Genomic DNA, 24,808 nt, shown 5'->3' with positions numbered 1-24,808 from the left:
CGGGGCGGGTGCCCCGGCCCCCCGCGGGTTCCGAAGCCGTCGCCGCGGAGCGGCCCGGGTGATCCGGACGCATTTTTCGCCAGCGCTCGCTATTGAAATTCTGGGCCGGACGGTCCAGGATGGCGATTAAGAGCAGCACCCATTGGCGAAAATGGACGGTGTCGCGTGGAATCCTCGGCACAGGCCAAAGCTCCGGTCACCGCGCTGGCCGGCCCGTACGGCCACCCGCTACACCCGGCCCTGGTGGCGGTGCCGATCGGTGCCTGGATCGCCAGCTTCGTCTTCGACCTGGCATCCCGCGTTGTCGATCACCCCGGCTTCCTCGCCGACGGGTCCCGTTGGCTGATCGCCATCGGTGTGCTGGGCGCCCTGGCCGCGGCCGTCACCGGCTTTCTGGACCTGCTCGCCATCCCGCCACGAACGCCCGCCTTCCGCACCGCCCTCGTGCACATGTCGCTGAACCTGGCGGTGACCGCGGCGTACGCGATCAACTTTCTGGCCCGCGGCGGTCAGCCTGCCGCGGCGCCGGTGCCCTGGGGTGCCCTGGCGGCGTCCGCGGTGAGCCTGGCGGCGCTGTCGGTGTCGGGATATCTGGGCGGGAAGTTGGCCTACCGGTACGGCGTCCGGGTCGCCGACGAATCCACCCAGGCCGAGGGCTATCGGGTGCCGAAGGAGGACCTCTGATGGGTATCGCCGCGCTGGTGACCTGGCTGGCCACGGCCGTGATCGGCTTCACGATGCTCGGCCTGTGGGTGGCCAGGGGCGGGCTGCGAGCCGTCGGCGAGGGGGGCGACGCGAAGCCGACGAGCCGGTTCCCGCGCGGCCTCGTCTTCGGGCACTTCCTCTTGGCCGCCGCCGGCCTCGTGGTCTGGATCGTCTACCTGGCCGCCGGCTTGGGGGCGTTGGCGTGGCTGGCCTTCGGGCTGCTCCTCGTCGTCGCGATCCTCGGCGATGTGCTGTTCGTCCGTTGGTACAAGGGACGCGGCCTCCGAACGATCGAGTCCGGTCTACCCAAGGCCCTCGTCTACGCCCACGGTCTGCTCGCCGTCACCACCGTGATCCTGGTGTTGCTCACCGCGCTCGGGGTGGCTGCCCGCTGACCGATTCGGAGGCTCGGCATGGCAAGAGGCCCCACGTTCGGCATCGTCGGAGCCGGTCTCGCCGGCGCCAGAGCCGCCCAGGCGCTGCGTGAGGGCGGCTTCGACGGCCGGGTGGTACTGCTCGGTGCGGAGTCCGAGCGGCCCTACGAGCGGCCACCGCTGTCCAAGGGGCTGCTGTTGGGGAGCACTCAACGCCGCGAGGCGTACGTGCACGACGCCGGCTGGTACGAGGCGAACGACGTCGAGCTGCGTACCGCAACCCGGGTCACCGGCATCGACCGCGACGCCCGCCAGGTCGTCCTCGGCGATGACGAACGGCTGGGATACGACAAGCTGCTGCTGGCCACCGGTGCGACGCCCCGCCGCCTGGCTGTTCCGGGCGCCGGCCTGGAGGGCGTGTGGTATCTGCGCACGTTGGCGGACTCCGATCGGATCGCCGAAGTCCTCACCGACCAGGCCCACCTCGTCGTGATCGGCGCCGGCTGGATCGGTCTGGAGATCGCCGCCGCGGCCCGCCAGCGCGGCGCCGCCGTGACCGTGGTGGAGGTCGCCGATCTGCCGTTGCAGCGGGTCCTCGGCGACGAGGTCGCCCGGGTGTTCGCCGATCTGCACCGCTCACACGACGTCGCCTTCCACTTCGGCGCCGAGGTGCTGCGACTGCGGGGTTCGGGGCGGGTGTCCTCGGTGCTGCTGACCGACGGCACCCAACTGGGCGCCGACACCGTCGTCGTCGGCGTGGGCGTCCGCCCCAATGTGGAGTTGGCGGCGGCGGCGGGCCTGACCGTGGAGAACGGGATCGTCACCGACGCCCTGCTGCGCACCTCGGACCCGCACATCTACGCCGCGGGTGACGTGGCCAACGCCTACCACCCACTGCTGGGCCGGCACATCCGGGTGGAGCACTGGGCGAACGCGCTCAACGGCGGTCCGGCCGTGGCGCGATCCATGCTGGGCCAGCGGGACGAGTACGTACGGCTGCCGTACTTCTTCTCCGACCAGTACGACCTGGGGATGGAGAACTCGGGGTGGGCGGCTCCGCGTGGTTACGACCGGGTGGTTCTTCGCGGCGACCCGGTGCTGCTGGATGGCAAGGCGCCGGAGTTCGTGGCGTTCTGGGTGAACGGCCACGGTAGGGTGCTCGCCGGCATGAACGCCAACGCGTGGGGCGTGACGGACCAGGTTCAGGCGCTGGTGCGTGCCGGCCACGCGGGCCTCGCCGTCGATCTGGTCAAGCTCGCCGATCCGCAGGTGCCACTCGATCATCTCTTGGGCCGAGCTGTACGCAGCAGGCGCCGGGACTGGGGGCCGGAAGGCGGGCGCCTCGTACCGCGTCTGCAGCAGCCCGGCGCCGACCAGCCGGTCGGCGGACGGCGTGACTCGCGCGGCCAGGCCGGGTGGGCCGACCGTCCGGCCCGAGGCAGCGGACCGGCCGGGCGACCACTCCGCCCGGAGATGAACTTGGCGCGAAAAAGCCTGCGAAATTCGGGCCTTCACGGGACCACGCGGTGGTCGCGGAGGGAGTAACGTACTTCACCAGAGAGGCCGCTCCCCCCGTGGCGGCCTCTCTCCTATTTTTCCGGCGGCGGCGCACCGTCCCGATCGGACGATGCCACCGGGTGGCGCAGCCCCGGATGGCCCGCCGGCAGCGAACGCCGGATCACCAGCCAGCTCCCGGCCAGCGCGGCCGCGATCAGCGGCCAGGTCAGCGCCACCCGGGCTACCACCAGCGCGACCACCTGGCCGGCCAGCCAGAGCGGCACGAAGACCGCGACCCGCAGCAGGTAGGTGGCCGCCCAGACCCAGCTGCCCCGCGCGTAGGCCCGCAGCAGCGCGGGATCCTGGCGCCAGCGGCCGCGCTGCCCGAGTGCCGCGCCGACCAGCACCCCAAGCAGCGGCCAGCGCACCACGATGCTGACGATCCAGGCGAGCGCGCTGGCCGCGTTGGAGACCAGTTGCACGAGGAAGAAGTCGCCGGCCCGGCCGGTGCGCAACGCGATCAGCGCGGCCACGCAGACCGCGAGCAACCCGATCAGCACCGAGCGCGGCCGGTCCCCGCGGCGCAGCCGCCACCCGGCCACCGCCGCGCCGGTCAGCACCGCGGCGGTGACCCCGCCCCACAGCCCGGCGGCCAACCAGCCGACGGCGAACGCCACCGGCGGCAGGGTCGCGTCGACCGCGCCCCGACGCCCGCCGAGCAGGTCCGCCAGCGACTCGGGTCGGTCCCGCGACGGCCGCTCCCGCTCGGGCGTGCTGGTCACCCGCCACCTCCTCTGGTCCGCCCCAACGTACCGGGACGGCACGGGCGGCCAACCGAGCGAGCGGCGGCAACGGCCGTTACCGTGTGCGGGTGCGCGAGACGGCGAGGGGCGGGACGGCGGTCTGGTTGGTCGTGCTGGCCCTGGCGCAGGCGGCCGCGCTTTTCCTGGTGTGGCGCTTCGCCGTGCACACCGAGGTCGGACAGTGGCTCGACACCGTCGCCCTGACCGGCAACCGGATCGGTCAGGAACGCATCGACGGACCGGTCGACCGGATCCTCAACGCCATGTCGGTGGTGTCCCTGCTGGTGGCCACCGGGATGATCGGCTTCATCGCGCTTATCCGGGGCCGGATCGCCCTGGCGGTCACCGCCACCCTGCTGATCGTCGGCGCCAGCGTCAGCGCCCAGCTGCTCAAGTACGTCCTGACCCGGCCGGATTTCGGCGTCGACCCGGAGCGGGCGGCGGCGGGCAACAGCCTGCCCAGCGGCCACACCGCCGTGGCCGCGTCGGTGGCGGTGGCGCTGATCCTCGTGCTGCCGCGCACCGTACGGGCGCTCGGCGCGTTCCTCGGCGCCGGCTACGCCGCCGCCGCCGGGGTGGCAACTCTCTCCGCCGGCTGGCACCGGCCCAGCGACGCGGTGGCGGCGTTCCTGGTGGTCGGGGTCTGGGCGGCGCTGGCCGGCCTGCTCCTGCTGGTCACCCAGCGAGAGCGGGCGGAGGTCTCGTCGGCCGACGCGCACCGACTCGCCGCCGCGGTGCTCGGCCTGGGCGGCGCGCTCGCGATCATCGCGTCCGGCCTCGCCCTGTCCTGGCTGGTCGACCTCCCCGAGGTCCCCGTCGACGAACTCGCTCGCCGCCCGCTCTTCATCGGGTACGCGGGCAGCGCGGCCGGCATCGTCGGGACGATGGCCCTGGTGGCCGCGCTGGTCCTCGCGACGGTGCACCGGCTGGTGCCCCGCTACAAGCGTCAGGTGCGGAAGTAGGTCCCCACCATGGTGCCGCTGGCGATCTCCTTGTCGGTCAGCGCGCGATGCACGTCGGGGGCCTGGGGCGCCTCGGGCAGGTCCAGCGGGCGCTCCAGCGCGTAGAGGCGGAAGAAGTACCGGTGCGGGTCTTCGTGCCGCGGCGGATGCGGGCCGCCCCACCCGGTCGTGCCGAACCCGTTGGGCCACTCCCGGCCGCCCTCCGGGACCGCGCCCTCGGCCACCCCGCTGGACTGGGGCGAGATCCCGGTGACCAGCCAGTGCAGGAACGGGGTCTTCCCGGCGTCCGGGTCCTCGACGATCAGGATCAGCTCTTCGGCCGCGTCGGGGACCTGAGACCACTGCAGCGGCGGCGAGACGTTTTCACCCTCCTGGGCGAAGCGTCCCGGTAGCTGGTCGTGGTCGTTGAACGCGGTGCTGCGCATCATGATGCCGGCCATCTCTCGGCGCCCCCTTTCCTCGTCGGGCGGCGCGTACCCGCCGCGGCGGCGCCGAAACGGCCGGCCCGGTGACCCCCGATACCCAGGGCGGCGCCGGTCCGGCGGGCGTGAGAGGGTACGCCGAATCGCGGCCGCGGCTGGGCGGACGGGTGGACGGGAGGATCGGGTGGACGTGGTGCGGAGGGCGTTCCGGGACGAGTGCGCGCGGCTGGAGGAAATCCTGCGCGGGCTCGACGCGGCGGACCTGGACCGGCCCACCCCCTGCCCGCCCTGGGCGGTGCGGGAACTCCTCGCGCACGTGCGTACCGGCGCCGGGCGCCTCGTCGACATGCTCGCCGCGCCGCCCCCGGACCGGGCGGAGGTGGACGCCGCCGGCTACTTCGGCGCGACCAAGTTCACCCCGGAGGTGGACGGCGCCCGGATCGACAGCGCCCGGCGGGAGGCGCGGGAGCTGGTCGGCGTACCGGAGGTGGCCGCCGACTTCGCGCGGGCCTGGCGGGCGGCCGACGACGCCGTCGCCGCGCAGCCGCCGGGGCGGCTGGTCCGCACCCGGCACGGCGACGCGATGACCCTGCCGGAATTCCTGCGTACCCGGGTGGTCGAGGTCGGCGTGCACGGCCTCGACCTGGCGGTCGCCCTCGACCGGCGGCCGTGGCTGACCCCGACCGCGGCGGACGTGGTGGCCGGGCTGCTGACCGGCGGCCGGCCCGTCCCGGACGGGCTCGGCTGGGACCCGCTGACGCTGATCCGCAAGGCCACCGGCCGGGTGGCGCAGACCGAGCGGGAGCGCACGCTGGTCGAGGAGTCCGGCTTCCGCTGGCTCTCCTTCGGCGGCTGAGCCGACCGCCCTCCGGCGTGTCGCCGGCCGGCGGCGGGCGGGTCAGTCGCCGGCGCGGGCAGCCGGGATGTGCGGGGCGGTGCGGCGCAGGTGGTCCAGCACGATCGGGTCGATTCGGCCGGTCACCAGCCGCTCCTCGAGGTTCTCCACGCCGGCCCAGGAGGCGAGCGCGTCGTCGAGACCGGGCGCCCCCACCGGGTGGCCGACGGCGGCCAGCAGGGCGGCGACCTCGTCGGCGAGCGGGCCGGTCAGGTCGAGCAGGGCGGCCGGATCCGGCTTGCCGAAGAGCAGGGTGTGCATGTCGAGCAGCCGGCCCAGCTCGGTGACCGGGTCGGGGTGGTCGTCCACCCGCAGGTCGACCAGGGTGTCGCCGGTGCCGGCGTACCCGCCGTGCCGCTCGACCACCAGCAGCCCGGCGCTCTGCCGGCCGCGCCGGTCGCCGCCGGCCCGGTCGCCGGCTCGCAGCGCGCCGAGCAGCCGTTGCGGGAACGGCAGCGCGTCGCCGCCCAGCCAGGCGTCCCGGATCGCGTCGATGACGTGCGGGCCGGCCAGGATGTTGCCCTGCGCGGCCCAGCCGTCGCCGGCCTGCCCGCCGGCCCACGGGTGGCAGCGCGTCCCGGTCCAGGTCGCGCCGTCGCCGGTCGCCCCGACCACGCCGAGCTGCCGGTCGTCCCGGCCGGGGTCGGCGGCGACCAGGCCGGCCACCACGTCGGCGACGGCCACCCCGGTACGCAGCAGCGCCAGCCCCTGCGGCCGGTACGCCAGGTTGACGTGCGCCTGGGTGGCGACGGCGCCGACCTCGGCCTCGGCGGCCGGGACCAGCGCGCCGGCGGCGAGGAACTTGCTGGCCACGGCGACGCCGTGCAGGCGACCGTCGGCGGAACGGGCAACGATCGAGAAGGTCACGGGCGGATGGTATCGCCGGCGGGCGATATCCGGGGGTGGGCTCAGAACGGTGGCGCCGCCGCCTCGGGCGGCTTGCCCCGGGCCCGTCGGGCATCGGCCACCGCCACCGCGAGCAGGACCGCGGCGGCGAGCGTCGCGGGGATCAGCGGGGTGCCTCTGTGCGGCAGGAACGGCGTCAGCGCCAGCAGGACGAGGATCGCGATCCAACGCGAGGGCGAGACGCGGCCGAACACCTCGTACTCGAAGCGGGCCCGGCCGGCCAGGAAGAGCACCGGTCCGCCGATGATCATCGCCACCCAGGCCTCCTCCGGCTGGGCGAGCGGATGCCTGATGCTCAGCTCGTACCCGATCGCGGTGGCGGTCATCCCGGTGAGCATGACCAGGTGGGTGTCGGCGGCCGACCGGCCGATCGTGGCGGGGTGCCGGGCCTTGGCGACCGCCTCGGCGAGGATCTGCCCGGCGCGCTGGATGTAGATCCGCCAGAACAGGATCGAGGTGACCAGCGCGACGGCGAACGCGGCCGTGGCTCCCGGTCCGTACGGGCTGGGGCTGTAGGCGAGACCCGCCACGAGGATCGTCTCGCCGAGCGCGATCAGGAAGAACTGCTGGTACCGCTCGGCTAGAGGCTCGCCGGCGATGTCCCATCGGCTCAGAGAGTGGCTTGCGGTGGGTACTGCATTCTGACGGGGTGGATCAGCGGCGCAGTGCCGTGGGGGTGTGGCGTTGGTGGTCTCGGGTGAGTGTCGTATCGGGTGGTTATCGTGCTGGGCGTGGCGGACCGGGTGCGGTTGAGTGTCGTGCAGGCGTATCGGTTCGCGTTGGACCTGACGCCCCGGCAGGAGCGGGCGGTGCTGGCGCATGCGGGGGCGGCGCGGGTGGCGCACAACTGGACGCTGGCGCGGGTGAAGGCGGTAATGGATCAGCGGGCCGCCGAACGCACTTACGGCATCGACGAGGCGGACCTGACCCCGACGCAGGGCTGGTCGCTGCCGGCGCTGCGCAAGTCGTGGAACGCGGCGAAGTCCGATGTGGCGCCGTGGTGGGCGGAGTGCTCCAAGGAGGCGTACAACACGGGCCTGGACGCGCTGGCTAGGGCGTTGAAGAACTGGTCCGACTCGCGTTCGGGTAAACGTGCAGGACGCCCGGTCGGGTTCCCCCGGTTCAAGTCACGCCGCCGGTCGACTCCGTCGGTGCGGTTCACCACCGGGGCCATCCGTGTCGAGCCGGACCGTAAGCATGTGGTGTTGCCCCGGCTGGGCCGGTTGAAGCTGCACGAGTCGGCTCGCAAGCTCGCCCGCCGCCTCGACGCGGGCACCGCCCGGATCTTGTCCGCGACGGTGCGCCGCGACGGTGGCCGCTGGTTCGTGGCGTTCTGCGTCGAAGTCGACCGCGCCGCACGTACGCCAAACCAGCCACAAGTGGTGGTCGGCGTGGACCTGGGTGTGAGGCATCTGGCGGTGCTGTCCACCGGTGAGGTGGAGCCCAACCCGCGCCACCTGGACGCCGCCGGCCGCCGGTTGCGGCGTCTGGCCCGGCGCGCATCTCGCCGGGTCGGCCCCGACCGGCGCACCGGGCGGCGGGCGTCGAAGCGGTGGGAGCGGGCGCGCGCCCAGCTCGGCCGGGCGCACGCGCGGGTGGCGAACCTGCGCCGTGACGGCCTGCACAAGCTGACCACCCGACTGGCGCGCGAGTTCGGCACCATCGTGGTCGAGGACCTGAACGTGGCCGGGATGCTGCGCAACCGCAGGTTGGCCAGGTGCATCGCTGACGCCGGGTTCGCCGAACTGCGCCGGCAACTGGCGTACAAGACCGGGTGGAATGGCGGGCGGCTGGTGGTGGCTGACCGCTGGTATCCGTCCTCGAAGACCTGTTCGGGCTGCGGCGCGGTGAAAACCAAACTCGCCCTGTTCGAGCGCACGTACACCTGCGCCATGTGTGGTCTGGTCCTGGACCGGGACGTCAACGCCGCACGGAACCTGGCCGCGCTGGCGGTCACCGTCGCCGGGAGTGGCTCGGAGACGCGAAACGGACGTGGAGCCGACCGTAAGACCCGCCCCGGCGGGCCGGTGGCTGTGAAACGTCAACCCGGCACCGCCAAAGCGGGCAAGACCGGGACCGTCCCACCGCAAGGTAGGACATCCAATCATGTGCCCGCTTACGCCTCATGAACGGAAACGGTGCCAACAGCAGCAGGTCTTGTAGCCTCCGTTGACCTTAGGCCGTAACACTCTTTCCGGGCGGTGCAGCGCATATCGCCCGTATCGCCGCCGCCCGGGACCGTTCCGGATCTTGCCTGCGGCGACGGCGAGCGGGCACGATCGACCGGTGACGAATCGATGGGGGATGACCGTGCCGTTGAGCGGGATCCCGCTCGCCGATCACGCCGCGGTCTATGCGGCCCTCGATCGGGCCGGCTTCACCGACGTCTGGTCGTCGGAGGTGGCCGGGACGGACGCGTTCACCCCGCTGGCGCTCGCCGCCGCCTGGCAGCCCCGGCTGCGCCTCGGCACCGCGATCACCCCGGTCTTCACCCGGGGGCCCGGGCTGCTGGCGATGAGCGCCGCCGCCCTCGCCGAAGCAGCACCTGGGCGCTTCGCCCTCGGCATCGGCGCCTCCTCACCGGTGCTGGTGCGGGACTGGAACGCGATGCGGTTCGACGAGCCGTTCCGCCGTACCCGCGACATGCTGCGATTCCTCCGCGCGGCGCTGCGCGGGGAGACCGTCGACGAGGCCTACGACACCTTCACCGTGCGCCGGTTCACCCTGGAGCGCCCGCCGGCCGTGCCGCCCCCGGTCCTGCTGGCCGCGCTGCGCCCCGGGATGCTGCGGCTCGCCGCGGTCGAGGCCGACGGGGTGATCCTCAACTGGCTCGCCGCCGACGACGTCGCGCGGGCGGTGGCCGAGCTGGGCGAGCGTCGGCCGGGCTTCGCCGTCGTCGCCCGGATCTTCGTCTGCCCGACCGAGGACGCCGGGCACGCCCGGGCGCTGGCCCGCCGGCTGATCACCGGCTATCTGACCGTGCCGGCGTACGCGGCCTTCCACCGCTGGCTCGGCCGGGAGTCGGTGCTCGGGCCGATGTGGGAGGCCTGGGCGACCGGGGACCGGCGGGGCGCCGCCGCGGCCGTACCGGACGAGGTGGTCGACGCGCTGGTGCTGCACGGCTCGCCCGAGCGGTGCCGGGCACAGGTGCGCCGCTACGCCGAGGCCGGCGTCGACGTACCGGTGATGGCGTTGCTGCCCACCCCGGAGCTGGCCGCCGGGGGCGCCGCGGCGCTGGCCACGCTGATCCCCCGACTGGGGATCGCCGACGCGGACGGGAGTTGAGATGAACCTGACCGACCGGGTGGCCGTGATCACCGGCGGCGCGGGCGGCATCGGTGCCGCGCTGGCCCGCCGGTTCGCCGCCGAGGGCGCCGCCGCGGTCGTCCTCGTCGACCTGGACGCCGACGCGGGCCGCGCGGTCGCCGAGGGCATCGGCCCGGTCGCGCACGCCAAGGCCGTGGACGTGACCGACGAGGGGCAGGTCCGCGCCCTGGTCGAGGAGACCGAGCGACGGTACGGCCGGATCGATCTGTTCTGCGCCAACGCGGGGGTGGCCACCGGTGGGGGAGCGGAGGCGCCCGACGCCGACTGGGACCGGGCCTGGCGGGTGAACGTCCTCGCCCACGTCTACGCCGCCCGGGCGGCGCTGCCGGCGATGCTCCGCCGCGGCCAGGGGTACCTGCTCTTCACCTGCTCGGCGGCGGGCGTGCTCACCGCGGTCGGCGACGCCCCGTACACGGCGACCAAGCACGCGGCGGTCGGCTTCGCCGAGTGGCTCTCCATCACCTACCGGGACTCCGGGATCCGGGTCAGCGCCCTCTGCCCCCAGGGTGTGGACACGCCGATGCTCGCCGACGGGCTCGCCGCCGGCCACCTCGGCGCCCGGGTGATCGCCGCGTCCGGTGCGGTGCTCACCCCCGACCAGGTCGCCGACGCGACGATCGCCGGGTTGGCCGAGGAACGCTTCCTGATCCTGCCCCACCCGGAGGTCGCCACCTACGCCCGGCGGCGCGCCGAGGACCCGGACGGCTGGCAGGCCGGCCTGCGCAAGCTCGTCCGCCGGCTGCGCGCCGCCGACGGTCAGTAGGAGCCGCTCCCGTCCCCGCCGCTTCCGCCCCCGTGACCGGCGGCGTCGCCGTAGGCGCTGTTCTCCAGGAACGCCGCGGAGTAGCGGTCCGGCGGATGGGCGCCGCGCTCGAAGGTGTCCCGGTGCGGGCGGGGGCCCGAGCGGCGCAGCTGCCGGACCGCCGCTGCGGCAGCGGCGAGCTTCTCCTCGCGGGTCAGCGGCCGACGACGGTTGGCCCGCCGGAGCAGGACCACGGTGGCCGTCCCGGCGACGACCACGGCGACCAGCGCGACGAGCAGCCAGACCGGGGTGGACATGCCCTCACGGTAGGAGCAGCGGGCCACCCACGGATGACGCCAGGCGGCCCGCCCGCGCGGCGAGTCGGAACGGGCGGCAGCCACCGAAGCGACCCGTTCGCCGGCCATCAGCGGCGCCAGCGCAGCGGGCCCGGGTGCACCGACCAGAGCAGCCGCCGCCACCACGGGCGGGCCGCCCGCAGTACGGCCACATAGTCCTCGGCGACGCCCGCCGCCCGCTCCGCCTGTTCGAGAGTCGCCGTGCCGAGGGCGAAGGCGACCTGGTTGAGCAGGCGGGCCAGCTCCGCCACGTCGGCGTCCCGCGGCCCCGCGCCGCCGCCCGCCGGCTCGCCCGCGTCCGTCGGGCCCCGGCCGTTCGATCCCCCGTCCCGCGCCGGGACGTCCGGCGTCCCGGCCCCCTCCGGGGCCCGCGTCCGGTCGGCCGCCATCGCCGCGCGGGCCTCCACAATGGCGTGGCGGGCGCGCTCGGCCACCTCGCTGGCGGCCAGGTCGCCGCCGACCGGCCGTCCGGCCAGCCGCAGCGCGTCGGTCACCTCCCGCCAGGCGCCGGCGATGCGCTGGCCGGGGTCACCCCGGTCGAGCCGGGCCCGGGTCTGCGACCGGCGCAGCGTGCCCAGGGTGAGCAGCACCAGCCCGACCAGCAGCACCAGCCCACCGGTGCCGCCGCCCACCAGGACCGGCGTCGACACGCCGTGCCGACCGCTCGCCGGCTCGGGTGCGGCCGCCGGGGGCGTCGCGGTGGGTTCCAGGGTCGGCTCGGGCACCTCCGACGGGGGCGGGTCCTCGGGGGTGGGACGGAAGTCCTCTTCGACCGGGCGAGGCTCGGAGTCCGGCCGGGGCATCGGGTCGAACGGCACCCAGCCGATTCCCTCGAAGAGCACCTCCGGCCAGGCGAACGCGTCCACGGCCCGAACCGGACCGTCACCCTTGGGCTCGAAGCCCACCACCACCCGGGTGGGCAGGCCGGCCAGCCGGCCCAGCACCGCGAACGCCGCCGCGAACTGCTCCGAGGTGCCCCGCTGCCCGCCGCCGTTGCGCGGTCCGAAGAGGAAGAAGGCCAGGTTCGGGTACGCGTGCCCGCTCGGCGCGTCCGCGGTGACCCGGTAATGCTCGGCCAGGAACTCCTCGATCGCGGCGGCCCGGGCGTACGGCGCGCCGTTGGAATCGGCGAGCTGGGCGGCGAGCCGGCGCAGCTGCTCCGGCGCCCCGTCGGCCACCCGCAGCACCCGGGCCACCGCGTCCCCGGCCGGCACGTTCGCCGTGGCGAGCAGGTTCGCGTCGGGACGCTCCCGGGCCGAGGTGACCGTGTAGCGCAACCCCGGGCTGAGCCCCTCCGGGCGGATCAGGGTCCCGGTCGCCGGGTCGTACGCCACCCGGGCGCCGGTGACCTCGCGGGGGGTGGCGACGGCGGGGAGCAGCCGCCCGGACAGGTCGGCCACGGTGATCTGCTGGCGGACCGTGTCGACGGTGCCGCCCGGAGCCGGCTCGGCGGCGGGCAGGATCCGCCCGGCATTGCGGTAGGTGGCCCCGACTCGCCAGGTCACCCCGTCGTAGTCGCTGAGCACGGCCAGCCGGATCCGGAGGCCGCCCTGGTCCGGCCCGCTCGCGCCCTCCTCGGTGGAGACCTCCAGCAGCTTCTGGTCCGGGCTCAGCGCCCAGCCGGAGATCCGGATCAGCGGGTTCTCGTCCAACGACTCGACCTGTGGCGGCTCGACGTACCGGCGGGGGTCCACCGGGCGCTCGTCGACCCGACCGGCCACCACCGGGGCGAGCAGGGCGGCGAAGCCGATCACCGCCGCCACGCCGGCCGCGGTGACGGCGACCAGGCGGGCCCGGACCGCCGCGCGTACCGCCGGGGCGAGGCCGGCGGCGGGATCGGTGCCCGCAGGGTCCTGCCGGGCGGGGACTGCCAGGCCGGCTGCGGCGACCGCGGCGAACGCGACCGTCGGCCAGACCGCCGGCTCGGCGTTCGGGCCCACCACGTAGAGCGCGCCGGCGTAGAGCAGCACGGGCGGCAGGTAGCCGAGCAGCACCCGCCCGGCCCGCAGCGCCACCTCCGCCCCGGCCAGCCCGGCCAGCCAGGCGGCGACCAGCGGCACCAGCACGGTGTCCGGGGCCGGCTCCATCGGGATCATCGCGGTCAACAGCCGGGGGATGGCGTTGCGGGCGGCGTCCGCCGTCACCTCGGCCAGGCTCCCCGGCAGGTCGGCGTGCGCGGCGGCCAGCCGTAGCGACAGCCCCGTCCAGCCGGCCAGGGCGAGCACCGACAGCGGGGCGACCAGCCAGGAGGGCAGCCGTCGGGCGGCGACGCTGACCAGCACCGAGCCGAGCGCGGCGCCGAGGACCAGCCGGGTCAGCAGCGGCCCGGCGTATACCCGGCCCAGCGCAACGCCGGCCAGGGCGATCATGGTCATCTGCGCGAGCGGCACCGGCACCCCCCGCAGCACCCGCGTCGCGGCCCGGACCCACGGGCCGTCGCCCGGCGGTGCCGCCCCGCCCGGCGGCGTCGGTCCGCTCGGCGGTGTCGGCCCGGCGGGTGAGCCGCCGGTCTCCCGGACCGTCGACAGGCTCACCACCGGCGGATCCCGTCCCACTCGGCGGCGAACTCCGCGCCGTCGGCCGCGTCCACGACCATCAGGCCCGCCGTGCCGGCCGGCGTCGGCTCCGCCGCGCCGAGTACCCCGACCACCACCGAGGGGTACGCCCCGCGCAGCGCGCCGACGTGCCCCAGGTCGGCGCGGCCCCCCGGCCCGGTGAGGAACACCAGGGTGTCGCCGAGCGGCTCCTGCCGCAGCCGGCTCATCGCGGTACGCAGCACGTCCTCCCCGCCCTCGGCCAGCTCGACCGCGGCGAGCCGGTCCAACGGCCCGCCACCGGTGGCCGGGGCGTCGCCGTTGGCGGGGGCCACCAGCATCAGGCTCACCGGCAGGTCCGCCCGGACGGCCGCGGCGACCACCGACGCCGCCGCCTCGCAGCCGGACTCGAAGGACTCGGCCGCCCCGTCGACCCGCTCCGGATGCGCGGTCGCCCGGTTGTCCAGCACCACCACGATCCTGGGCAGGCTGGTGTCCACATTCTCCCGGACCATCAGCTCGCCGACCCGGGCGCTGGTCCGCCAGTGCACCCGGCGCAGCTCGTCGCCGACCACGTACTCCCGCAGCGAGTCGAAGGTGATCGAGCCGTGCGGCACGGTGTCGACCCGCCCGTCCAGGCTGCGCCCCGCCCCGGTCGGCACCGCGGTCAGCAGGTGGATGCGCGGGTGCACCCAGACCGGCACCGTGCCCCCGTACGGGCGGGCGAGCGCGACCAGACCGAGCGGGTCGCGTCGGGTCAGTCGCAGCGGGCCGACCGGCACCACGCCCCGGCGGCGGGTCGGCACGTCGTAGCGAACCGTGGTGTCCCGGCCGGGGCGCAGCCGCAGCAGCGGCACCGGCACCAGCGCGTCGCCGCAGCGGTCCTCGGCGACCAGGCTCGCCGCCCGCAGCCGGCCGGTGTTGCGCACGGTGAGCGCCATGCTGGCCGGCTCACCCCGGGCCACCCGGTCCGGGTCGGCGGTGCGCTCCACCTCCAGCCGGGGCCGCCAGGCGGCGGTGGCCAGGGCGTACCCGACCGCGACGGCGGCCGCAGCGCCGAGCACGGTCAGCTCCGGGTACGCGTACCGGAAACCGACGCCGAGCAGCGCGACGGCGGCGACGAACAGCCCGACCCCGCGGGCGGTGATCCCCACGTCCGCGCCTCAGCCGTGCACCGGGGCGGGCTGGCCGGTGGGGAGCGGTACCGGCACGGAGGCGACCGCCTGGCGCAGCACCTCGACGGCGGTCACCCCGCGCACCTGCGCGTCCGGGGTGAGCAGCAGCCGGTGCGCGAAGACCGGCTCGGCGAGGGTCTTCAGGTCCTCCGGCATGATCCAGCCCCGGCCGTCGATCAGGGCGTACGCGCAGGCGGCCCGGGTCAGCGCGATCACACCCCGGGGGCTGACCCCGACCCGCACCTGCGGATGGCTACGGGTGGCCGCGGCCACCCGCACCGCGTACGTGTAGAGCGGCTCGGCGATGTGCACCCGGCGGGCCATCCGGACCATCTCGCCGAGAGTTGCGGTGTCGGTGACCGCGCTCAGCGTCTCGGGAGAGCGGACGGTGGCCCCGCGCAGCACCTCCACCTCGACCGCCTCGTCCGGGTAGCCGACCGAGAGCTTCATCAGGAAGCGGTCGAGCTGGGCCTCCGGAAGCCGGTAGGTGCCGTCCATCTCCACCGGGTTCTGGGTGGCCACCACCAGGAACGGCTGCGGCACCGGATGCGGTACGCCGTCCACCGTGACGGTCCGCTCCTCCATCACCTCCAGCAGCGCCGACTGGGTCTTCGGCGACGCCCGGTTGATCTCGTCGGCGATGACGATGTTGGCGAAGACCGGCCCCGCCTGGAACTCGAACGCCCGGGTGGCCTGGTTGAAGATGGTCACCCCGGAGACGTCCGAGGGGAGCAGGTCCGGGGTGAACTGGATCCGCCGCCACTGGCCCTTGACCGTGGCCGCGATCGCCCGCGCGAGGGTGGTCTTGCCGACCCCGGGCACGTCCTCGAGCAGGAGGTGCCCCTGGGCGAAGAGGGCGGTCAGCGCCAGCCGGACCACCTCCGGCTTGCCCAGCACGACCGTGTTGACGTTCTCGGCCAGCCGGGCGGCGAGGGTGGCGAAGCCCTGCGCCTCCGCCTGGCCGAGCGGTTCGTTGGTGTTCACGTGCGCGGCTGCTCCTCGGCTGGGTGGCGCGGTCAGCAGGTGGGCAGCAGGTTGATGTTGTCGCCGCCCTCCAGGTTGAGCCAGGCCCACGGGATGTAGTTCCGCCCGGAGTACTCGACCTGCACCCACCAGGTGCTCTGCTTCTGATTGTTGTAGATCCAGGAGTCGATGTTCTCCCCCTGCTTCTTGCAGTAGGCCCGCAGCCGGGTGCCCGGCTTCGCCCAGCCGACCTGCTTGGCGTTGATCTGCTGCGGCACGGAGAAGATCTCGTTGCCGTTGCGCCCGTCCACGTCCGCGTCACAGTAGGTGCGCTGGTCGCCGGACGGCCCGTTGTTGCACGTGGCGATGCCGTAGAGCGGGTCGGTGGACTGGGCCCGGGTCGCGGTGCCCCTGCCCGCGGCGTTGGTCGCGGTCACCGTCACCGTGTACGCCGTTCCCGGCGTCAGGCCGGTCACCCGCAGGCTGGAGCAGCTGCCGCTGGCGGTCCTCCCGCCCGTGGCGGCCGAGCAGGTCACGTTTCCGCCGCCCGCGTCCACGGTGAACGTCACGGTCACCGAGGTCGCGTCGGCCGACGAGCCGGTCACGGTGACCCGGGGCGCGGCGACCGTGCGGGCGGTGGTGAACGCCTCCGGGCCAGGGCCGGCCTCGTTGACCGCCTTCACCTTCACCGTCACGTTCTGCCCGTTGCCGAGGCCGCCGACCGTGGTCCGGGTGTCGGTCACCTCGCTGATCCTGCCGGCCACATCGACCAGGTACTTCGTCACCGGGCGGCCGTTCTCCACCGCCGGCGACCACCGCACCGCGATGGTGCCCGGCCGGTCGGCCACCGTGGTTGCCCGCAGGTCCGCCGGTTGGCCGGGGGCGGCGAACGGCACGACGGTGTTGCTCACCGGGGAGGCCGCCGATCCGGCGCCCCTGTCGTTGACGGCGACCACGGTGAAGGCGTACTGGGTGCCGTACGCCAGCTCGCCGGCCGGCACCACCAGCTCCGTCTTCGTCGACTCGCCGGCGGGGGCGTTGGTGCCGGCCGAGGTGGCGGTGACCGCGTACCTGGCGATGGTGTTGCCCTGGCCGTTGGCCGCCGGCCATTTGACCAGCACCGTGCCGTCGGGCCGGGCCTCGGCGGTGACGCTGGCCGGCGGATCCGGCACGGCGGCGGTCGGGACGACCGGGTTGCTCCGCCGGGCCGGCCCGGCGCCCTTGGCGTTCACCGCGTGCACGGAGAACCGGTACGTCTCGCCGTTGGTCAGTCCGGTGATCTCCACCGAGCGCTGGTTGGCGCCCACCTCGTGGCGCGTGCCGGCGCCCTCCACGACGTACCGGATGATCGCGGAACCGTTCGCGGCGGCCGGCCGCCAGCGCACCCGGGCCGACGCGTTGCCCGCCGCGGCGGTGACGCCGCGGGGCGCGCTCGGCTTGCCCACTTTGGGCTTCGGCGGGGGCGGCGGCGGGGGAGCGGGCGGTGGATCGCCGCCGAGGACGTCGTTGGCGTACTTGTTGACCTCGCGGACCCGGTTCTTGTCGTCGACCACGCGGGCGATCGCCGAGTTGGGCGCGTTGATGAAGAGGTGGTTCTCCCGCACCTCCAGCTCCAACGGCCCACTGCTCTTGCCCTTGATGGTGTCCACCAGTTGCCCGTTGGCGTCGAAGGAGTAGACGGTGCCGGTCGTCTCGTCGGCGCAGTAGAACCGGCCGGCCCAGGCGACCGCCGGGCTGAGGCGGTCACCCGCGCCGGGCACGGTGAACTGCCGCACCTCGCTGCCGTCGCGGACCACGTGCACCCGCCGTTCGCTGGCCACGGTCACCGGTACCTGCGGCCCGCTGGTCCGCGCCGGCAGAGTCCCCGGACCGGCCATCGTCAGGTTGGCCCGCTGCGTCCGCCCCGCCTGCACCGTCACCAGCGTGGCGGAGGTGCGGTCGAGCACCGCGACACCGTCGTCCAGGGTGGAGACCACCAGTTCGTGGCTGGGCTCGGTGACGTCGTACGTCTCGACCTGCTTCGGGCTGAGCCCCGTACCGGCTCGCGGCGCCGCGCCCGGCGTGGCGGGCAGCTCGGCGGCGGTGATCGCCGAGACCGTGCCCTCGCCGGGCACCGCGATCCACAGTCGACCCTCGCCGTCGAACGACCCGCCGGTGATGCCCGGCGGATAGCGCACCGGCTCGCCGACCGGCGTCAGCGAGCGCGGGTCGAGCTGCCGGACGATGCCCTGCACCGCGTCGACCACGAACGCCGCGTCCTCGTGCAGCACGACGTTGACGCCCAACCCGGGGCTGGTCGGGGTGGTCGCGGTGATCTGGAGGGTGGCCAGGTCCAGCGAGCTGACCTGGCCGGTGTTGAGGTCGCGCAGGATCAGCAGCCGGTCGGTCTGGGTGACCTGCATCTGGTGCCGACGGGCGCCGGGGATCTCCACCCGGGTGTCGACCCGCGCGGTGACCCCGTTGACCCGGGCCATCTCGCTGCGGGTGGTGCTCCACAACCAGGAGCTCGCGTCGTAGTTGGCGACCGCGTTGTCGGCGGCGCCGAGCCCGAGGACGGTCAGCCCCATCGCGGCCAGCAAAGCGGCCACGGTGCCGATGGTGACCAGTCCGCCCCGCATCCGGATGCGGCGCCGGGGGGTCTCCGTTCCGGTGCTCGCGACGTCCTCGATGGTGGCCACTGCCGGCTGCCTCCCCCTGTCGGTGCGGGAGGAGGCGCCGCGCGGTGCCACCCTCCCCAGAGCCGGGAGACATCATATGGTCCGGTCGACGCCGGGGGAACCCGCACCGTCGCGCTGTGGACACTCAGCGTGTGTGTGGGGGAATGGTCAGCGCGACGGGGTGGCGCGCTCCCGGTCGGTGCAGACCTGACCGGACGTCGCGAACGTGTCCGTCGAGTAGACCGCGAGCACCGTGAAGCAGTAGTCCAGCCTCCCGTTCAGCCCGTTGACCGTGTAGCTGGTCTGCCCCGGATCCACGGTGGCCATCACGCCCAGCTTCTGCCCGGCCCGGCCCCCGGCAATCATGAACGGCACTCCGCCGCCGGTGGGGTCCGTCCAGGTGATGGTGATCGTGGTGGTGTCGTCGCGCAACTGCAGGTCACCCGGGGGTGCACCGGTGGCCGTCGGCTTCGCCCGGGTCGGCGCGGGCGCGGGGGCCGGCGCGGGGTCGCGGTTGAACGCCACCGCGCCGACCCCGACCGCGGCCGCCACGGCCACCACCGCGGCGCCGGCCACCACGGCGACCGCGGTCCGGCTACGACCGCGCGGCTCGGGCTCCTCCGCCACCGGGTACGCCGGCGGCTGATGGAACGGCGCCGGCACCGCCGGCCAGGCCCCCGGCGGCGGGTACGCCTCGGGCGCCGACTCGGCGGCAGCGGGTTCCGGGAACTCGAGCAGGTCGTCGTAGACCGGCAGCGGCCGGTGCGCGGCGGGCTCCGTCTCCGGTACGGGCACCGGCTGGTCTGCGGCCGGGAGGTCCGGCTCGCCGGCGTCGTCCGTCGGCACGTCGGGCCCGGCCTGCGCCGGCAGGTCCAGCGGCTGCGGCGGCGCGGCGCTGCTCCACGGCGGCGCGGTCAGCCCCCATGGCGGTACGGGGGGCGCGCTGACCGGCGGCCCGTTCAGCGGTGGCGGGCCGACCGGGTGCGCCGGCGGTGGGACGGACGGCGCGTTGACGGGGTGGGTGGCGCCGGCCGGGTGCCCGGGCGGACCGCTCACCGGGTGGGTCGGTGTTGGTGAGGTGCCGGCCGGGTGGCTCCGTGCTGGTGGGGCGCTCACCGGGCGGGTGGGCGTGGGCGGGGCGCTGACTGGTGCGGTGGCCACCGGGCCCGTCGCCGCGGCGCTGGCCGACGCGGTTGGCGCCTCGGCGACGGCCTGGACCGCCTCCTCCTCGAGTAGCGGGGCGATCTGCTGCACCTGGATCGTGGGCTTGGCCCAGCCGGGTGCGGGCGCCACTGGCTGGCCACTCGTGCCAGGCGCGCCGGTGCCCGCAGCCGATGCGGACGGGTCACTCGCCGCGGTGGGGGCCGGGATGACGGGTGGCGGTGGTAGGAGAGGGGCCGACTGCGCCATGTCCCGGGTTGGTGGTTGCGGCGGCGCCCAGGGCGACTGGGCGGGCGACGGGTGCGTGGGCGGAGGTCGGGTCGGCTGGGGGCCGTCCGGCCGTGGTGGCTGCGGTGCCCACTCCGATCCGGGAACGGTCGCCGCGGGCGGGGCGGACGGCGGCGTCCCAAGGGTGGTCGCGGCGGGCAGGATCCTGGGCGGCGTGGGCTGCGGTGGGGCGGGAACGGCCGGCAGAGACATCGTCGGCCCGGCGAACGCCGCAGGGTCCGCGGGTGAGCCAGGTGCGGCGGGACCGGGAGCGGCGTCGCCGAGGTACTGCCGGGCGGCGCGTACAGCGGGGTGGTCGGGGCCGAGCACCGCGGGCCCGGCGGTGGCGACGCGGGCGTAGTTCCGCCTGGCTTCATGCCGGTTGCCCAGTTCCTCCGCCACTCCGGCCAGATCGAAGGAGATCGCCAGCATGAGCGGATCGCCGTCGCCACGGCGGCGCTCGCCGGCGGCGTACGCCTCTTCCAGGACGCGGCGGGCGGCGGCCGGGTCGTCCGCCTCCCGGTGGAGCCGAGCCAGCAGGTGGGCGCTGCCCAGCACCTCCGGGTGGTCCTCCCCGTACGCCGGTCGGGCCGACTCGATCGCGGCGGCGAGCAGTCGGCGGGCGGTCGCCAGATCACCGGCGGAGCGCAGGGCGAGGGCCTGATGCTGAGCGGCGGTCAGGGGCGGGGTGGGACACGTGAGCAATGCTGCCGGTAGTCGGCGGCCGGACGCTACCCGCCGCGACGGATCGCGCGGCCCGGCCGCGGAGGATGACCCGGATCCGATTCGCTGACCTGCGGAAACGCTCGGGCCGGCCACCCGATGGACGGCGATGTGCATGATCCACCCGGGCCGTGTACAGTAATCCCCCGTGCGGCCCACCGGGGCGGCGGACGGGTGACGCGGTCACCCCGGCCGACAGGGTAGGCTGGACGAGCAGGTCCGGGTGGCGGAATGGCAGACGCGCTAGCTTGAGGTGCTAGTGCCCGTATAGGGCGTGGGGGTTCAAGTCCCCCCTCGGACACAATTTCCCAGCATATCTGCGTGATTTGACGTACTGGTGGTCAAGCACGCTTGACCACTCCACTGCTGGCCTATCGGCCCTGTCGATCTCCGTCCGCGGGCGGGGGTGGCCATCGTGACCGCCCGCGTCGTGTCTCCGGTCGTCCCGCCTACGGTGCATGGCAGCCGGCAGGCCGGGGCAGCGAACCCTCGGCGGGCGTTGCCGGTCGCGCAGCTTGCCTCACAGGGCGGACCGTCGCCGGTCTACGGGATGGCGGCGATCGACTGCAACGGTCGCCTGGCTGACGGCACCGTCATCCCATCGCTGGGTTGGGTCGCGGGTACCCACTTGGACATCCGGGTCAGCGGCGGTCTTGTCCTGCTCACCGCGGATCCGCACGCTGTGTTCCGGGTGACCCGGCCGGGTCAGGTGCGGCTGCCGGCGACGGTTCGGCACTGGTGCGGGCTCGTGCCCGGCACTCGGGTGCTGCTGGTCGCCGACGCCGCCGCTGGGCTCCTCGTGGTTCACCCACCGGCCGCACTCCATGCCATGATCACGGCGTTTCACACCGCCGTGCTGGGTGGTGAGGCCGTATGACAGGGCAGAGGACTTCCGCACCCAGCCAGGCCGACCTGGACGCGGCGCTGGTGTTGCTGTCGCGGCTGGGCATCTCCCCCGACGACCTGGTGCACGCTGGTGCGGCCCGTGCGCCGGCGCCAACATTCGCCGACTACATCCCGGTGGTCTCCGATGCGGTCAGTGCCGGCACCCGCCGGGTCTACGGCCCGTACTGGAACCGCGTCCTTGAACAGTGGGCGCAGCGCCGGTTGGACGAACCCACCCCCTCGGATATCGAGCGGCTGGCCGAGCATGTCAGGACGCACGTGATCGCCCGCCGTAACGCCCGCGGTGGTCGCAGCGCGGCCGAGCATCTCATCGCCGCCCTGCGCTGTCTGTACAACCACGCTGTCGCCGACGGCCATCTGGCCGAGGCGGACAACCCGGCGAGGAAAGTAGCCAAGCCCCGGCGGCTGCCCAGCACCCGCCGGGCGGTGCCGGACGACCGCCTGGCGGAGATCAACCGGATCGCGGCCAGCACCGGCGACGATCCGGCACTGGACACTCTGCTGCTGCGGCTGCACACCGAAACCGCCTGCCGCCGGGGCGGTGCCTTGGCGCTTCGGCCAGCCGATCTCGACCCGGACCAGTGCCTCGTCCTGTTGCGCGAAAAGGGCGACACGGTGCGCTGGCAGCCGATCTCGCCCACCTTGATGCGCCACCTGCACCAGCACGTGGATGACCGACCAGCGCCACCGGCGACGCCGCTGCTGCGCTACCGCAGTGGTCAACCGATCACCTACCGCCGGTACGACCACCTGTGGCAGCGCATCGGCAAGCATCTGCCCTGGGTGGCAGCCCAGCAGATCAGCACCCACTGGCTGCGGCACACGACGCTGACGTGGGTCGAAAGAAACTTCGGCTACGCCCTGGCCCGCGCCTACGCCGGTCATACGGACAGCGGGGGAGGCGGCGTCACGGCAACGTACGTGCGGGCGAGCGTCCATGAGGTAGCGGCTGCGTTGGCTGCCCTCACGGGCGAGCCGCATCCTTTGGCCTGAGCCAGCCCGGCCACCATCTCGGACGGGCGGCCGGGCATCCCAGCGGTCGCAGAGGTCCCTGGTCGGCGTCGACGTCACACTGACGGGCACCGACCAGGGCCACCGCACCATTGCGCATGGGATCATGCATCGGCGTGCGGATCTCGGGTTTGGCGCCCCGCCATGCCGACACTGGCCGTTGGCACCGCGAGCGGGTGTGGTTCGCCGGTAAGGGCGGCCAACGCGGCCGCGACCTCGTAGACATCTGCCCGAACGTAAGTCGAGGTCGTACCGGCGTCGTTCTTCCCCTCGTGGCCGGCGTACGCCCGCGCGACCGCGTAGCCGAAGTGCCGTTCCACCCACGTCAGTGTCGTGTGCCGCAGCCAATGGGTGCTGACCTGTTGTACAGCGACCCAGGACAGCTGCTTGCCGATGCGCCGCCACAGGTAGTCGTAGCGGCGAGCCGTGATCGGTTGGCCGTTGCGGTACCGCAACAACTGATCCCGTGGATCGCCAGTTCCGCGCTCTTCGCCGTGCCTCAGGAGCTGCCGCATCAAGGCCGGCGACACCGGCTGCCAGCGCACGGTCTCGCCCTTCTCGCGCAGCCGCACCAGGCATTGCGCCGAGTCAAGGTCGCAGGGACGAAGCGCCAGGGCGCCGCCACGGCGGCATGCCGTCTCCATGTGGAGTCTCAGCAACAACGAGTCGAGGTCGGGGTCGTTGCCGGTCGTCTGGGCCACGGCGATGATCTCCGCTATCCGGGCCTCGGGAATCGCCCTGCGGGTGCTGGCGAGCCGGCGTGGCTTGCCGACGCGCGTTGCAGGGTTGTCGCCTTCGGCGATCAGGCCGTCCGCCGCCGCGTACTTGTAGAGGCACCGCAGGGACGAGATCAGGTGTTCCGCTGCCGTTCTGCCGCCACGCGAGTTCCTCCTCGCCACTGCTGTTCTCTTCGTTTGCTCGGCGAGTTGCTTGATTTCCAGAGGTGTGGGTTCGTCGATGCGTCGGTCACCCCAGACGTGCCGTACCCGTTTCCAATAGGTGTCGTAGACGCGCCGTGTTCCGCCGGTCACGACGCCAGAGACTCGGTCGATGTACTCGGCGAAGGTGGGCATAGACCTGGTTGGCGGGGAAGTGGACGGTTCGGCGAGGAGCTGTTCAGGCGTGATGCCCATCCGCGCGAGCAGGAACCGCGCCGCTCTCAGTTCAGCGCCGCCAACGACGTTGTCGCGATGCCCAGGCTACGTCCAGGTCCTGCAGGTCATGGGCGGGGAGGTTCTCCGCGCCGGGTGTCACACCTCAGCCGTCGGCTTCCGGCGGGCCCCGCTCATCGGCGGCCGCTCAGAACCAACTGGCAATATCCCGGTAGGGCTCCAGTACAAGGTCGACCATCTGGTCCCAGCTATCCCCGAAGTTATATGCAGCCATACCTAGCATGCCAAGCGCAAAGAGGCCGCCGAGAAGGAAGCCCAAACCATTGAGCAGGTTTTCCTTGAGCCGACCCCTGCGAAACGGGAGCGTGATTAGGGTGCGCAATCCCCACAGCGTTGCCCCGATGGCGCAGACCGCCACTACCAGCGGAACCAAAGCGAGGATTGGCAGGAAGATCACCGTCAAGATCAAGCCGGGCACGTTGGTGACCGCATCCTGGACGGTCTGAATAGGGCCTGCGATGGACGCGATCCACCGTCCGGGGACCGTCGGTGTCCCTGCGCAGATCAGCACAAGTCCGAGCAGGATCTTGAAAAGGAAGGCATTACCCGACGGCTTGGAGGGCCGGTTGACGCGGACCGCTTCTTTGTCGCTGAGCCAGTCGGCCGTTGTGTGGTGAGTCAGCTTGAGCGGGTTGACGTGCCACCTGATCCATCCTTCGCTGATCGCCAGGAGTCCCATAATGATCCACATGAGCTGGTCCCAGCTAAGCCTCCAGATCAGCCAGACGAGCCCGATTATCGCTATGTCGACGGTAACGAGAGCAAAAGCCCACTTGTCAAAGTCAGCGCCCGGGAGCTGCTCCCGGGAAACCTCGACTTCATCCTCCTCGAGGGCGTCACGGGGGTCGGCAGGTGGCTCAGGAGCGGCACCGGCGGCGGCGCCCGCCGACCCGTCGTCCCGCTCGTCCATAGATAACAGCGTATTCGGTGTATCAAGTGGGGCCGTGCAAACCTACGTGATCCATCTGATCCGCGACACGTTCCGGCTGACCTCCCGCAAGTACCGGGACGAGCTGAAACGCGACATCAAGCCGATCTACACCGCGGTCAACGCCACCGCTGCCCGGGTGGCGGCCCGGCCGCATCCTCCCCGAAACGTCCGTCACGTCGTCTTGACAAGCAGCAGCCGATGAGATGATCCGATCGGAGCGGCGAGCCGGTCGGATACCCCGTCAAGCGGGAGGGCGGACAGGTAGCGGTAGGCAGACGCAACCATGCTTCGGCGCGGAGTCGGCACCGCAGGCGCTGAC

Annotated in this window: 22 protein-coding genes, 1 tRNA gene and 1 pseudogene; 12 read left to right on the top strand and 12 right to left on the bottom strand. The window is 73.6% G+C overall.

Annotated elements, in window-relative coordinates:
• Positions 1 to 165 precede the first annotated feature (165 nt).
• The 3 genes from GA0070624_RS27830 to GA0070624_RS27820 are packed head-to-tail and all read left to right on the top strand — an operon-like array spanning position 166 to position 2,624.
• The gene (locus GA0070624_RS27830; protein ID WP_091345824.1) at positions 166 to 684 is read left to right on the top strand and encodes a DUF2231 domain-containing protein; all 519 of its coding nucleotides are present in this window, start codon (positions 166 to 168) and stop codon (positions 682 to 684) included.
• A complete protein-coding gene (locus GA0070624_RS27825) occupies positions 684 to 1,100 on the top strand; it encodes a hypothetical protein (protein ID WP_091345823.1) in 417 nt (138 codons plus the stop codon). Before GA0070624_RS27830 ends, GA0070624_RS27825 begins: the two co-directional genes overlap by 1 nt.
• Positions 1,101 to 1,118: 18 nt before the next feature.
• The gene (locus GA0070624_RS27820) at positions 1,119 to 2,624 is read left to right on the top strand and encodes an NAD(P)/FAD-dependent oxidoreductase (RefSeq protein ID WP_091345822.1); all 1,506 of its coding nucleotides are present in this window, start codon (positions 1,119 to 1,121) and stop codon (positions 2,622 to 2,624) included.
• Positions 2,625 to 2,668: 44 nt separating this feature from the next.
• On the opposite strand, the gene GA0070624_RS27815 is transcribed toward GA0070624_RS27820, so the two are convergent.
• Positions 2,669 to 3,358 carry a DUF3159 domain-containing protein gene (locus GA0070624_RS27815; protein WP_091345821.1) on the bottom strand — a complete coding sequence of 230 codons (690 nt, stop codon included), beginning with the start codon at positions 3,356 to 3,358 and terminating at the stop codon, positions 2,669 to 2,671.
• Between the two features lie 83 nt (positions 3,359 to 3,441).
• On the opposite strand from GA0070624_RS27815, the gene GA0070624_RS27810 reads away from it, so the two are divergent.
• On the top strand, positions 3,442 to 4,341 hold the full coding sequence (locus GA0070624_RS27810; protein WP_176731911.1) for a phosphatase PAP2 family protein: 900 nt from the start codon (positions 3,442 to 3,444) through the stop codon (positions 4,339 to 4,341).
• Here the strand turns inward: GA0070624_RS27810 and GA0070624_RS27805 are convergent.
• Complete coding sequence (locus GA0070624_RS27805) at positions 4,326 to 4,781, bottom strand: YbhB/YbcL family Raf kinase inhibitor-like protein (RefSeq protein ID WP_091349941.1); 456 nt, start codon at positions 4,779 to 4,781, stop codon at positions 4,326 to 4,328. The two genes, GA0070624_RS27810 and GA0070624_RS27805, sit on opposite strands and share 16 nt — an antisense overlap.
• Before the next feature lie 166 nt (positions 4,782 to 4,947).
• Between GA0070624_RS27805 and GA0070624_RS27800 the strand changes: the two genes are divergently transcribed.
• Positions 4,948 to 5,619: a maleylpyruvate isomerase N-terminal domain-containing protein gene (locus GA0070624_RS27800; RefSeq protein WP_245719042.1), complete on the top strand. Its 672-nt coding sequence runs from the start codon at positions 4,948 to 4,950 to the stop codon at positions 5,617 to 5,619.
• Positions 5,620 to 5,661: 42 nt separating this feature from the next.
• Here GA0070624_RS27800 and GA0070624_RS27795 read toward each other — a convergent pair whose 3' ends face one another.
• Together GA0070624_RS27795 and GA0070624_RS27790 are read right to left on the bottom strand one after the other, a co-directional pair.
• Positions 5,662 to 6,525: a DUF1028 domain-containing protein gene (locus tag GA0070624_RS27795; RefSeq protein WP_091345820.1), complete on the bottom strand. Its 864-nt coding sequence runs from the start codon at positions 6,523 to 6,525 to the stop codon at positions 5,662 to 5,664.
• Positions 6,526 to 6,566: 41 nt separating this feature from the next.
• Positions 6,567 to 7,385 carry a low temperature requirement protein A gene (locus GA0070624_RS27790; protein ID WP_091345819.1) on the bottom strand — a complete coding sequence of 273 codons (819 nt, stop codon included), beginning with the start codon at positions 7,383 to 7,385 and terminating at the stop codon, positions 6,567 to 6,569.
• Between GA0070624_RS27790 and tnpB the strand changes: the two genes are divergently transcribed.
• The 3 genes from tnpB to GA0070624_RS27775 all read left to right on the top strand — a co-directional run bounded on the left by tnpB (position 7,296) and on the right by GA0070624_RS27775 (position 10,654).
• Positions 7,296 to 8,693, top strand: a complete 1,398-nt coding sequence (gene tnpB, locus GA0070624_RS27785; protein WP_245719041.1) for an IS607 family element RNA-guided endonuclease TnpB — start codon at positions 7,296 to 7,298, stop codon at positions 8,691 to 8,693. The two genes, GA0070624_RS27790 and tnpB, sit on opposite strands and share 90 nt — an antisense overlap.
• Before the next feature lie 175 nt (positions 8,694 to 8,868).
• Complete coding sequence (locus tag GA0070624_RS27780; protein ID WP_091345817.1) at positions 8,869 to 9,849, top strand: LLM class F420-dependent oxidoreductase; 981 nt, start codon at positions 8,869 to 8,871, stop codon at positions 9,847 to 9,849.
• Position 9,850: 1 nt separating this feature from the next.
• Positions 9,851 to 10,654, top strand: coding sequence for an SDR family oxidoreductase (locus tag GA0070624_RS27775; protein WP_091345816.1), 804 nt, complete (start codon positions 9,851 to 9,853; stop codon positions 10,652 to 10,654).
• On the opposite strand, the gene GA0070624_RS27770 is transcribed toward GA0070624_RS27775, so the two are convergent.
• The 6 genes from GA0070624_RS27770 to GA0070624_RS36185 form a co-directional block, all read right to left on the bottom strand.
• The gene (locus GA0070624_RS27770) at positions 10,648 to 10,950 is read right to left on the bottom strand and encodes a hypothetical protein (RefSeq protein WP_091349937.1); all 303 of its coding nucleotides are present in this window, start codon (positions 10,948 to 10,950) and stop codon (positions 10,648 to 10,650) included. The two genes, GA0070624_RS27775 and GA0070624_RS27770, sit on opposite strands and share 7 nt — an antisense overlap.
• 107 nt (positions 10,951 to 11,057) lie before the next feature.
• Positions 11,058 to 13,364: a transglutaminase TgpA family protein gene (locus GA0070624_RS27765; RefSeq protein ID WP_091349932.1), complete on the bottom strand. Its 2,307-nt coding sequence runs from the start codon at positions 13,362 to 13,364 to the stop codon at positions 11,058 to 11,060.
• Between the two features lie 155 nt (positions 13,365 to 13,519).
• Positions 13,520 to 14,677, bottom strand: coding sequence for a DUF58 domain-containing protein (locus tag GA0070624_RS27760; protein ID WP_091345815.1), 1,158 nt, complete (start codon positions 14,675 to 14,677; stop codon positions 13,520 to 13,522).
• 9 nt (positions 14,678 to 14,686) lie between these two features.
• Positions 14,687 to 15,682, bottom strand: coding sequence for an AAA family ATPase (locus tag GA0070624_RS27755; RefSeq protein ID WP_091345814.1), 996 nt, complete (start codon positions 15,680 to 15,682; stop codon positions 14,687 to 14,689).
• Positions 15,683 to 15,714: 32 nt separating this feature from the next.
• Entirely contained in the window at positions 15,715 to 18,339 is a 2,625-nt protein-coding gene (locus GA0070624_RS27750) for a fibronectin type III domain-containing protein (protein ID WP_091345813.1), read from the bottom strand.
• Between the two features lie 147 nt (positions 18,340 to 18,486).
• Positions 18,487 to 20,451: a tetratricopeptide repeat protein gene (locus GA0070624_RS36185; protein WP_245719040.1), complete on the bottom strand. Its 1,965-nt coding sequence runs from the start codon at positions 20,449 to 20,451 to the stop codon at positions 18,487 to 18,489.
• Between the two features lie 235 nt (positions 20,452 to 20,686).
• On the opposite strand from GA0070624_RS36185, the gene GA0070624_RS27735 reads away from it, so the two are divergent.
• From GA0070624_RS27735 to GA0070624_RS27725, 3 genes are all read left to right on the top strand, one after another.
• Positions 20,687 to 20,770, top strand: a tRNA-Leu gene (locus GA0070624_RS27735).
• Between the two features lie 114 nt (positions 20,771 to 20,884).
• Positions 20,885 to 21,346 carry an AbrB/MazE/SpoVT family DNA-binding domain-containing protein gene (locus GA0070624_RS36180; protein ID WP_245718803.1) on the top strand — a complete coding sequence of 154 codons (462 nt, stop codon included), beginning with the start codon at positions 20,885 to 20,887 and terminating at the stop codon, positions 21,344 to 21,346.
• Positions 21,343 to 22,368 (top strand): tyrosine-type recombinase/integrase, encoded by a 1,026-nt coding sequence (locus GA0070624_RS27725; RefSeq protein ID WP_091341790.1) that lies wholly within the window; start codon positions 21,343 to 21,345, stop codon positions 22,366 to 22,368. The genes GA0070624_RS36180 and GA0070624_RS27725 overlap by 4 nt, the downstream gene beginning before the upstream one ends.
• Before the next feature lie 122 nt (positions 22,369 to 22,490).
• On the opposite strand, the gene GA0070624_RS27720 is transcribed toward GA0070624_RS27725, so the two are convergent.
• Together GA0070624_RS27720 and GA0070624_RS27715 are read right to left on the bottom strand one after the other, a co-directional pair.
• Positions 22,491 to 23,519 carry a tyrosine-type recombinase/integrase gene (locus GA0070624_RS27720; protein ID WP_091345812.1) on the bottom strand — a complete coding sequence of 343 codons (1,029 nt, stop codon included), beginning with the start codon at positions 23,517 to 23,519 and terminating at the stop codon, positions 22,491 to 22,493.
• Between the two features lie 166 nt (positions 23,520 to 23,685).
• Positions 23,686 to 24,468 (bottom strand): hypothetical protein, encoded by a 783-nt coding sequence (locus GA0070624_RS27715; protein ID WP_091345811.1) that lies wholly within the window; start codon positions 24,466 to 24,468, stop codon positions 23,686 to 23,688.
• 34 nt (positions 24,469 to 24,502) lie between these two features.
• On the opposite strand from GA0070624_RS27715, the pseudogene GA0070624_RS27710 reads away from it, so the two are divergent.
• Positions 24,503 to 24,631 (top strand): annotated as a pseudogene (locus GA0070624_RS27710) (transposase); the annotation flags it as partial.
• Positions 24,632 to 24,808 lie beyond the last annotated feature (177 nt).

It is taken from the genome of Micromonospora rhizosphaerae, from assembly GCF_900091465.1.
Taxonomy (GTDB): Bacteria; Actinomycetota; Actinomycetes; order Mycobacteriales; family Micromonosporaceae; genus Micromonospora; species Micromonospora rhizosphaerae.
This window is presented reverse-complemented; position numbering and strand designations above follow the sequence as displayed.

What these genes read in the sequence shown, in the direction of transcription:
- GA0070624_RS27725 (WP_091341790.1), top strand. Translation starts at nt 21,343, where the DNA reads ATGACAGGGCAGAGGACTTCCGCACCCAGCCAGGCCGACCTGGACGCG.
- GA0070624_RS27790 (WP_091345819.1), bottom strand. Translation starts at nt 7,385, where the DNA reads ATGCGCCAGCACCGCCCGCTCCTGCCGGGGCGTCAGGTCCAACGCGAA.
- GA0070624_RS27775 (WP_091345816.1), top strand. Translation starts at nt 9,851, where the DNA reads ATGAACCTGACCGACCGGGTGGCCGTGATCACCGGCGGCGCGGGCGGC.
- GA0070624_RS27825 (WP_091345823.1), top strand. Translation starts at nt 684, where the DNA reads ATGGGTATCGCCGCGCTGGTGACCTGGCTGGCCACGGCCGTGATCGGC.
- GA0070624_RS27765 (WP_091349932.1), bottom strand. Translation starts at nt 13,364, where the DNA reads ATGACCATGATCGCCCTGGCCGGCGTTGCGCTGGGCCGGGTATACGCC.
- GA0070624_RS27720 (WP_091345812.1), bottom strand. Translation starts at nt 23,519, where the DNA reads ATGGGCATCACGCCTGAACAGCTCCTCGCCGAACCGTCCACTTCCCCG.
- GA0070624_RS27820 (WP_091345822.1), top strand. Translation starts at nt 1,119, where the DNA reads ATGGCAAGAGGCCCCACGTTCGGCATCGTCGGAGCCGGTCTCGCCGGC.
- GA0070624_RS27805 (WP_091349941.1), bottom strand. Translation starts at nt 4,781, where the DNA reads ATGGCCGGCATCATGATGCGCAGCACCGCGTTCAACGACCACGACCAG.
- GA0070624_RS27715 (WP_091345811.1), bottom strand. Translation starts at nt 24,468, where the DNA reads ATGGACGAGCGGGACGACGGGTCGGCGGGCGCCGCCGCCGGTGCCGCT.
- GA0070624_RS27770 (WP_091349937.1), bottom strand. Translation starts at nt 10,950, where the DNA reads ATGTCCACCCCGGTCTGGCTGCTCGTCGCGCTGGTCGCCGTGGTCGTC.
- GA0070624_RS27780 (WP_091345817.1), top strand. Translation starts at nt 8,869, where the DNA reads ATGACCGTGCCGTTGAGCGGGATCCCGCTCGCCGATCACGCCGCGGTC.